Origin of the sequence: Microcystis wesenbergii NRERC-220, assembly GCF_032027425.1 — a bacterium.
In the GTDB taxonomy this organism is placed as follows: Bacteria; Cyanobacteriota; Cyanobacteriia; order Cyanobacteriales; family Microcystaceae; genus Microcystis; species Microcystis wesenbergii_A.
Genome location: NZ_JAVSJA010000002.1, coordinates 1 through 7,606, shown reverse-complemented (window position 1 = coordinate 7,606; position 7,606 = coordinate 1). Strand labels below are relative to the sequence as shown.

The following is a 7,606-nucleotide window of genomic DNA, read 5'->3' as shown; positions in this document are numbered from 1 at the left end:
AGTTATCCCCTATAAAAAGGACATTAGAACCTGCTTAGGGATAACCATAGGGGAAAAAGATACTCCTATCCGATTTTTACAACGAGTGCTAGGCAAGCTAGGGCTAAAACTTTCTTGCTGTGGCCGATTAGGGTCCAGAGGCGATCGCCGTCGGGTTTACCGTTTAGCAGGGTTGAACCTTGACGGCCGTAACGAGATTTTTAGCCGTTTACCGTTTAGCAGGGTTGAACCTTGACGGCCGTAACGAGATTTTTAGCCGTTGGCTCGATCGAGATACAAAGTCCGTGTCCATAGAGTCTATATCTAATCCTCTATTTTCTGTGGCCGTGTAGTTAATCACTAATCCCCCCTAACAACCAAAACCGCAAAAATTGCGTATTTTGCCCCAAAATACCCTGAGAATTGGTTTACCGTTGCAAGCTACCAACAGCAAGGTATAAATTTTTCTGTGTCTAGGGAAACTTCGCGCCATTGCGAGGTGCGATCGAAAAGTCCAAAAAAGAACCTAGTCTTTTCCCCTAACCCAATCAGGGTAAAGGTTTCAGTTAATCGGGCAACCCGGCGCGATATTCATAGGCCCCACCCTTAGACGGACGGCGGCCCGAGCGGGGCCATCTCTCCCGGACGGCTTTTTTCCGTAGTCCCTCGATCGATTGAGGCCAGCCCGGGACATCCATGGCCTTGATTTCTTTGAGGGTAAAAAAACCGGGTTTAGGCGATCGCTTGACGTAATAGGGTTGATAATCCTTATAACTGTAATCGGTCATAGGTATTCTTTTGGGATTTTGTATTGTTCCCCCTTTTTTTGGGGATTTTTTCGCGATTCCCACTTTTCAGCGTATGGCCTTAACCCTTGGTAGGTTCCCGGCAATCCCTTGATTTTTTTGTCAGCTATCTGCTGCAAGGTCAACCATTCGCGGTCATCAGTTTCGATCGCTTCCTTGACCGGCGACGGTGGTGAGGGTGAAACTTCCCGGGTCAAGGTTTCGATCGCCGGTTGGTCCAGTGGTGAGGGTGGTGAGTCCGGGGTGTTAGCGTTACCACCCTCACCCAGTTCATCGGGGGGAAGGGAAGGGGAAGGGGGAAGGGGGGAAGGTTCCTCGGTGGGAATTGGGGAAGTGGCGATCGAAGACTCTCGCTGTAGTTTTAGCAGGGGTTCCATATCATCTAAACTACCATCTAAATTAGTATCTAATCTTGCCTCTAGCCTTGTCAGTCTCTCACTCAAGGAAGTGAGAGACTTTCCCACAGTAGCATCTAACCTCACTTCTAATAAACCATCTACCCATGATTCTATAAGGGTTTTAACCCTGTCATCTAACCCATCATCTAAACTTGCATCTAAGCCACTGCCTAAGCTTGAATCTAAGCGGTCCGTGAGAAACTGTTTAGCTGCCAGATTGTCAGTCAGCGCCGGGTACAGGGTGCGAAGTTTATCGAGATAGCGATCGCTGATTGAAAAACTAATTACTTTACTCATGGCATCTAATCTAATCTTGGATGATATGTATCATAATCTAATTAGGTTAGATGTAACCATCTAATTGTGACAGTTTAGGAATTGGCACTTAATTAAATCCCAATGTCAATGATGAATCACCCCTAAACCTTTTTTTCGAGGGTTTTAGGGGTGTTTTTGAGGGGGTGTTTTTTGGGTTAAACAAGACCATCTAACAAGTCAGTGACCTCTCCCTGATGATTTTTGCGGTTGTCATCGTAAATTAGCAGGGTGTTAAGGGAACTATGACGGCTTAACTTCTGGACCCGTCTAACATCCCCCCCGGTTGCCTCTAGGGCCGCTGTGATAGAACTGTGTCTGATTCTATGAGGACTCATAGCCTTAGTTATGCCTGCGGCCTGACAGCGATCGCTCACAATATCATAAATAGACTGAGTGCATAGGCGGCCGTCTTTATAACCGGGATTGACTGACACAAATAAAGCCTTATCGGGTTGATGTTCCCCCCTTGCTGACAGCCAAGACTCGATCGCCGTGACCGTGCCAATTCCAAGAGAGACGGTTTCAGCATTGTTACCCCTACCCTTGCCAAAAATTTTCAAGGTTTTGGTCACGGGGTCAAAGTCAGAAATATTAGCCTTAGACACTTCCGATCGCCGGAGGGCATTAGACCAAAGAAGCAGCATTAGGGCATAATCCCGGATGCCTTTTAGAGACGTGCGATCGATCCCCCCTAAAACCCGTTTAAACGTCTCGCAATCAACCCCGGTCGTATCTCGGTACGCTGACAGCTTCTCACCCTTAACAGACTCAAGCATAAATTCAGAATGACCGCAATTATAAGCAAAACAGACTAATGACTTGATAGCGGCTAACCGTCGGTTAATCGTTGCTGATTTTAACCCCTTTTGGAGTAAATCCCCTTTATAGCGGGAAACTAGGGCATAAGCACCATGGCGATCGAGCGTTAGGAATTTTCCCAATTCCGTACCCAGATCAGCGAGAAAATTCTCAATGTCACGCCGGTACACCCTTTGAGTGTGAGGCGATCGCTTAGTAGCTAACCAGTCAGATAGAACCCTATCCCAGTCTATGGAAGGGGAAACCGGCGATAGGTGAGATAGTTTCGGGTTAATTGGTACAATTCGGCTGTTCATGTAGCGAAAACAGTAATTATCGAAACATTAAGAATTGTTAAAAACCCGTGAACCTCACGGGTTAGGAGTTGGGTTTTTAGGGGTTAGGGAAAAAAACTATTTTTCCTAGTATGCCTAGTATTCCTGTCACCAAAATTCCGACAATGCCAAGAAAAGCATTACTTGTAATATTCAACCTTCCATTTAGGTCATTAATGCGCTTGTCTGTCTCTATTAGCTTAGAATCTAAGGTTTTAATATCTCCCTTTATTTCCGATTGTCCGATTTCTAACTTTGTGAGACGTTCCTCGATTTTGTCGAATTTTTGGCTAACATCTTTCTGGTAGCTGTCTATTTTCCCCTCGATCCTTGTCAGAACAGCTTCTAAGGAATAGGTTACGGTTTCGTTAGGCATTGGCTAAACTCCTATTTTTTCGTTGATGCCATTTCTCCTACCAATTCAGCGCGTAGCGATGCGATCGCCGCGTTCATTTTAGCCTCGATCGCGTCATCGATTTTTTCTGATAGCTTATCGGCTAAATTCCCCCCATTCGATTGGGGTAGGGAGTCCGGGGCGTGAATTGCTAACCCTGTTTTTAATAAGTCAATGATGGTACTGCTTATCTGTACTTTTCCACTTATGTGGTGGATCGGCTGCCCATTTTCCTCTGCTAATTTCTCGATCGCTTGGTAAATTGCGATCGGACACCGGAAGTCAACCCGGACAACGTTATCGTTAATTTTAGGCATAAATAACTATATCAGATATATTATCGGGTTTACATTCATACTATCACTAACTCCGATAAATATCCTATTAGAATATCTGATATTATTATCGTTTACTTATCAGATATTTTAATCGCATAGGTATTGCAATCTGATAGAGTATCGGATATCATATACATATAAACCAAAAGCGACCGCTCCCAGACTTCCAATCAAAAAGCGATCGCCTATCATCCAAAAAAGGATATCTCTATTATGCAATTAATCGAAGCCATGGCAACGGACCGCGCCCGGCGCGTTAACACAAAGTTTGGTGAAAGAACGGTAATTGACGCAATTCGTCGCGATAACGGCGAAAAAGTGACCGTGTGGCGCGGTGGTGACGATGAATACTCCCAAAAGCACGTGATCCGGAATGCTCGCTTAACTTTAACTCTAGATAACAAAGGAAAATATTCCTTAGTGGAGGATCCCAACTTAGTCAGTCTGGTCCAACCCTTACCCGTTGAACCGGTTCCCGTGAAACCAGTTTATGACCATAAAATCGCTCAAAACAGCGAGAAAACTAGCGATAGTGACCAATCACTCCTATCACCCAATCAAAAGCGAGAAATAGCCAATTATGTGACAGAAATGGCTAAATTATACGGCTTTTGTCTGACTCAAGCCGAAAGTTTAGGAGTCGATGGTGAAGACCGGCGAGCGATCGCTACCACCCTGTACTTAAGCGCTCAAAAGAAATTCTCGCTGTAACTGATTAGTAACCGGGGGATTAATTTCCCCCATTAGGAGTAGAACAATGAAGGAATTTACAGGGACTTTAAACCTCACAATTGAGGTCACGGTTAAGGCAAAAAGCAAAGATGAGGCTTTATTATTTTTCGATGATTTGTATGCCAATATCACCATCGAAAACGACGGGAAACGAGAGATAGAGATAGTTGACGATAATCTTTCCCTAATCGAATTTAACTGGGAATTAGACGATTAATCCCCAGTATTCAGTTATCAGTAATCCATTGACATTTAGGAGTAGAAAAAATGGCTAACAACCTCACCAAAGAAGATACGGAAAACACGGCCGGTGATATTTACATGGATCTAGTGGCGATCGAGCGTTATCTGTGGCTGTTCAAAAAATCCCTTCATAACGACTTACCGGAGGGACAAAAAAAGCTTTATATCGAGAATCTTGAGAATATTCAGAACTCGATCGAGTCCACAATAAAGAAAGCAGCGCGGGTTTATGCCTTTTTTAATGGGGATGATCCAGATTAGTCGATGAGTAAATCCGCAACTTTTGCGGATTTAACTATCAGTTATCGGTTATTAGTTGTCAGTTATTTTTATCTGGTAAAATAGTTTTCAAGCTAGAGACAAAAAACCGATGTAATTGCGTGATTCACTTTTACGCGATCGCAATAATTCACCATTCACCGATAAAAAAACCCCTGGGTAACGATTGCAACGTTCCCAGGAATTCATCAAAAAGAATATGAATAACAAATTAACAGACTTTAGCGAAGTTGATGAAGTTTTCTTTACTACCAGAAATGGTTTATCATTGATTCCACTCAATGATAAACCATTTTACCATATATCGGACTGCCTACGTCCCCTAATCTCAGACCTTCTCGATCGCGCCGGCAATGCCTCTCAGGATGACCAAAAGGGAGGCCGGGACAATGCTTAAGGCCTCCTACGGTGATATTAAAAGGGAATTCACAGAAGGGAGTGCGATCGCTCCCGACGTATTTGATACGGCTGTCACGATTATTCCAGACATACTAATCGATGACGTTACCCGCGAAGTCGTTGAGACTCCGATCGCCGATCTTCTAGGGTATCGGTACACCCGGTTTACCGATCAAGCGAAACCTAACCTTTTAGCGGCCGTATTCAGTCAGGAAACCGGTGAGGCCTGGCAATTAAAGATTTTTGGGGATTCCCGGGACGGGAAAAAATCAGGCCAATACTTGGCCCCAAAAGGGATAGGCGATAAAGCCTACTTTTCCCCTATTCCCGATCGCATTGCCAAAGCGATCGCACAATCCCATAATCTGACCCCGCCGGGTAAGGATGAGACTTTCTGGGAATGGTTTCAAAATCATCCTGAGATTCCTTTAACCCTGACAGAAGGGGGGAAAAAAGCGTTATCGGTCATCTCCCTTAATCAACCGACGATCAGCTTATACGGCTGCCAATGCGGGGCCAAAAGCAAGGATGAGAAAGGAAGGGACAAGCCGTTATTTTTACTCCCTGAATTGCAGCCCTATGTCAAAGGGAGAAAGGTCGCGATTGCTTTCGATCGAGACTCGAAACCATCGACAATCAAAAAGGTTGAGTCTGGAATCTACAAGCTGGCGATCGCTATCAAAAAGGCCGGCGGCCGTCCCTACGTTGCAACGTGGGACCCAACGGACGGAAAAGGGATCGATGATATTCATGCCAGAAAAGGCCGGGATTTTGTCCTAGAAATACTTGATAACGCTATTTCTTTTGATACTTGGAAGGGGAAAAATAAGAGAGATATATCGGATATAGTCGATATGTCGCTTAATCAGCAATTTTTAACCCTAGAAGACCTTAAAATCCCTGAAAATGCTCAACTTATCTGCATTAAATCAGGGAAGGGAACGGGTAAAACCGAGGTATTAAGAGCGATCGCAGAACAGGCAGGCCGGGAAGGAATAGCGGTTCTGCCTATCGGTCATCGCGTTAAATTGCTATCGGAGTTATGTCAACGATTGGGGATCGACTACAGAACCGACAAGAGCGAGACTAAAAGCTATCTAGGCTATGCTTTATGCTTTAATAGCTTGCATTCTCAAGCTAACCCGCCGTTTAAGCCTGAAAATTGGCACGGTGCTTATATTCCTTTGGATGAAATTGAACAATCATTGGACTACCTGCTTAATAGCTCCCTTGACGGCTTGAAACGTTATCGGGGAACTATCCTAGAGACTTTCAGAGATTTACTCAGGGAAGCGATCGCCGGTGGGGGAAAAATAATTTTATGCGATGCCTATCTATCTAAGCGATCGATCGCTTTTATCCAAAAGCTTCTAGGGATACCAGTAGAGACTTGGATAGTACAAAATACCTATATCAGGGAAACCCCTCGATCGCTTTTCGGGTATGAGTCCAAGGCTAAAATGCTGGCCGCATTGCTGGACCATATCCATAAGGGAGGCCGTCCCTTGATTCTTACCGGCAGTCAGGCCGCGTCATCTAAGACCAGTACGCAAAATTTAGTGAAAAATATTAAGCAGCATTGTCCGGATCGCTTCCCTCTCGGTATAGACAGCGAGACAACGGCCGATCCTAACCATCAAGCCTACAAGATAGAAGACAACCTCCGGGACTTGCTGCCCAAAATAGATATACCCATAGTTAGCCCAATTCTCGAAACTGGGATCAGCATCGACAATTCAGACTTTGACAGTGTTTGGTGTTTTGCTAGTCAAGCCCAATCCGTTGACGGGGTATGCCAAGGGTTAGACCGCGTTCGATCGAACGTTCCCCGGCACTTGTTTGCTCCCAAAACTCACACGAATTTTACCGGGAACGGCAGCCTTAACGTCCGGGACTTGTTGAGGGGTGAGAAGCGAAAAGCAAGCGCTATTTTCCGAGAATTAAGCGACCTTGACCATATCTCTCTTTATGAAGGGGAATCGGCAGCCTTAGTCACAACGTGGGCCGAGTATGCGATCGAGCGCAATTCCGACGCTTGGCACTTTGCTGATACCATTGTCGATCGCCTACTCAGTGAGGGGTATCAATTGGTTAACCCCGATGACCCCGGGGAAACGGTCACGGATGACGCTGCTTGGATGATGACTCTGACAAGAGATGAATCTCTCGAAACTGAGAGGGAAGCGATCGCCGATGCCGTGAATCCTAGCGACTCGGAATTAGAGAAACTCCGAAACCAAAGCGATCGCACTGCTGATCAGCGTTACCAGTTAAGAAAAGGGCAGTTATGCCGGCGATACCTCACGGAAAAAATTACCACTACCGACATCAAAAGGGATAGTGAGGGATGGTTTAGCGAGTTAACCTTGCACTATTACCTAACCACCGGAAAACCTTTTTTAAAGGCTAGAGAACAGAAGCGAATCGATCGCTTAGGGGAAAAATCAGACGGCCGTGTTTTCCTTCCCGATTTCACCAAAAGCTTAATTCCTACCCTGTTAGTCTTGGAATTTCTCAAGATTCCAGACTTTTTAGACTGCGATCAAACGTTGACCAATGACGACTTAAGAGAATGGTACGAAACCCT

Annotated in this window: 10 protein-coding genes and 1 pseudogene; 6 read left to right on the top strand and 5 right to left on the bottom strand. The window is 45.1% G+C overall.

From position 1 onward, the window contains the following. Positions 1-235 (top strand): annotated as a pseudogene (locus RAM70_RS22830) (hypothetical protein); the annotation flags it as partial. 310 nt (positions 236-545) lie between these two features. Here RAM70_RS22830 and RAM70_RS22825 read toward each other — a convergent pair. The 5 genes from RAM70_RS22825 to RAM70_RS22805 all read right to left on the bottom strand — a co-directional run bounded on the left by RAM70_RS22825 (position 546) and on the right by RAM70_RS22805 (position 3,345). Next, entirely contained in the window at positions 546-767 is a 222-nt protein-coding gene (locus RAM70_RS22825; RefSeq protein ID WP_312675976.1) for a DNA-binding protein, read from the bottom strand. Beyond that, the gene (locus tag RAM70_RS22820; protein WP_312675975.1) at positions 764-1,480 is read right to left on the bottom strand and encodes a hypothetical protein; all 717 of its coding nucleotides are present in this window, start codon (positions 1,478-1,480) and stop codon (positions 764-766) included. Before RAM70_RS22820 ends, RAM70_RS22825 begins: the two co-directional genes overlap by 4 nt. Positions 1,481-1,656: 176 nt before the next feature. After that, a complete protein-coding gene (locus RAM70_RS22815) occupies positions 1,657-2,616 on the bottom strand; it encodes a tyrosine-type recombinase/integrase (protein ID WP_312675974.1) in 960 nt (319 codons plus the stop codon). Positions 2,617-2,692: 76 nt separating this feature from the next. Beyond that, positions 2,693-3,010: a DUF4164 domain-containing protein gene (locus RAM70_RS22810; RefSeq protein ID WP_185241216.1), complete on the bottom strand. Its 318-nt coding sequence runs from the start codon at positions 3,008-3,010 to the stop codon at positions 2,693-2,695. An 11-nt stretch (positions 3,011-3,021) separates the two neighbouring features. Continuing rightward, positions 3,022-3,345 (bottom strand): hypothetical protein, encoded by a 324-nt coding sequence (locus RAM70_RS22805; RefSeq protein ID WP_159298112.1) that lies wholly within the window; start codon positions 3,343-3,345, stop codon positions 3,022-3,024. A gap of 234 nt (positions 3,346-3,579) precedes the next feature. Here RAM70_RS22805 and RAM70_RS22800 point away from each other — a divergent pair, with 234 nt between their 5' ends. From RAM70_RS22800 to RAM70_RS22780, 5 genes are all read left to right on the top strand, one after another. Next, positions 3,580-4,077 carry a hypothetical protein gene (locus tag RAM70_RS22800; RefSeq protein ID WP_312675973.1) on the top strand — a complete coding sequence of 166 codons (498 nt, stop codon included), beginning with the start codon at positions 3,580-3,582 and terminating at the stop codon, positions 4,075-4,077. 46 nt (positions 4,078-4,123) lie between these two features. After that, positions 4,124-4,315 (top strand): hypothetical protein, encoded by a 192-nt coding sequence (locus tag RAM70_RS22795; protein ID WP_312675972.1) that lies wholly within the window; start codon positions 4,124-4,126, stop codon positions 4,313-4,315. A gap of 50 nt (positions 4,316-4,365) precedes the next feature. Beyond that, the gene (locus RAM70_RS22790) at positions 4,366-4,602 is read left to right on the top strand and encodes a hypothetical protein (protein ID WP_312675971.1); all 237 of its coding nucleotides are present in this window, start codon (positions 4,366-4,368) and stop codon (positions 4,600-4,602) included. 217 nt (positions 4,603-4,819) lie between these two features. Further along, the gene (locus RAM70_RS22785; RefSeq protein WP_312675970.1) at positions 4,820-5,017 is read left to right on the top strand and encodes a hypothetical protein; all 198 of its coding nucleotides are present in this window, start codon (positions 4,820-4,822) and stop codon (positions 5,015-5,017) included. After that, on the top strand, positions 5,010-7,606 hold a 2,597-nt coding region (locus tag RAM70_RS22780; RefSeq protein ID WP_312675969.1), incomplete at its 3' end, for a plasmid replication protein, CyRepA1 family. The genes RAM70_RS22785 and RAM70_RS22780, both read left to right, overlap by 8 nt.

Bases quoted from the DNA above. Each gene is read 5' to 3' on its own strand.
- RAM70_RS22825 (WP_312675976.1), bottom strand. From the start codon at position 767: ATGACCGATTACAGTTATAAGGATTATCAACCCTATTACGTCAAGCGA.
- RAM70_RS22820 (WP_312675975.1), bottom strand. From the start codon at position 1,480: ATGAGTAAAGTAATTAGTTTTTCAATCAGCGATCGCTATCTCGATAAA.
- RAM70_RS22815 (WP_312675974.1), bottom strand. From the start codon at position 2,616: ATGAACAGCCGAATTGTACCAATTAACCCGAAACTATCTCACCTATCG.
- RAM70_RS22810 (WP_185241216.1), bottom strand. From the start codon at position 3,010: ATGCCTAACGAAACCGTAACCTATTCCTTAGAAGCTGTTCTGACAAGG.
- RAM70_RS22805 (WP_159298112.1), bottom strand. From the start codon at position 3,345: ATGCCTAAAATTAACGATAACGTTGTCCGGGTTGACTTCCGGTGTCCG.
- RAM70_RS22800 (WP_312675973.1), top strand. From the start codon at position 3,580: ATGCAATTAATCGAAGCCATGGCAACGGACCGCGCCCGGCGCGTTAAC.
- RAM70_RS22795 (WP_312675972.1), top strand. From the start codon at position 4,124: ATGAAGGAATTTACAGGGACTTTAAACCTCACAATTGAGGTCACGGTT.
- RAM70_RS22790 (WP_312675971.1), top strand. From the start codon at position 4,366: ATGGCTAACAACCTCACCAAAGAAGATACGGAAAACACGGCCGGTGAT.
- RAM70_RS22785 (WP_312675970.1), top strand. From the start codon at position 4,820: ATGAATAACAAATTAACAGACTTTAGCGAAGTTGATGAAGTTTTCTTT.